At 40.7% G+C, this 484-nt stretch carries 1 protein-coding gene; it reads right to left on the bottom strand.

Annotated features, from left to right (window positions below; translation table 11 throughout):
* Positions 1–332, bottom strand: a 332-nt coding sequence (locus NE664_13555; GenBank protein ID MCQ4727658.1) for a glyoxalase, incomplete at its 3' end; no start/stop codon positions are given.
* Positions 333–484 lie beyond the last annotated feature (152 nt).

Genomic DNA, 484 nt, shown 5'->3' with positions numbered 1-484 from the left:
CCGGTTCTACGATAGAACCGGATTACACGTTGTCCCCAGCTATGCTCAATGACTTCTCCCAAATATTCGATGTCCGAGTATGCTTTCAGCTTATTCAGGAAACCATCAAAATCCTGTTCCTCAAAGACGATCTCCGCATTGTTGGATTTCTTCAGTACCTTTTCCTTTGGTATACTTACCAGCCAGTCAAAATCCTGCTGTAATGCCAGACCGCAGGTAAAAGCGATATTCCTTCCGTAATCCTGATAGACTTCTACCCCGAACAGTTCCTCATAAAACTTTCTTGCAGCACTGATGTCCGCTACCGATATAACTGTACATACATACTTCATATAAACGCTCCTCAATCTATAGCTGTTCTTTATTTCTGATAAAGCCTTTTGTATAGCACACAACTAAATGAAATTATACTGCTTCCTTTTTTTATAACCATACTGCCCAATCTCCATAGTCAAATGTACCACTGCCGTGATGTGATTTACCA

It is taken from the genome of Anaerotignum faecicola (assembly GCA_024460105.1).
Classification (GTDB): Bacteria; Bacillota; Clostridia; order Lachnospirales; family Anaerotignaceae; genus JANFXS01.
This window is presented reverse-complemented; position numbering and strand designations above follow the sequence as displayed.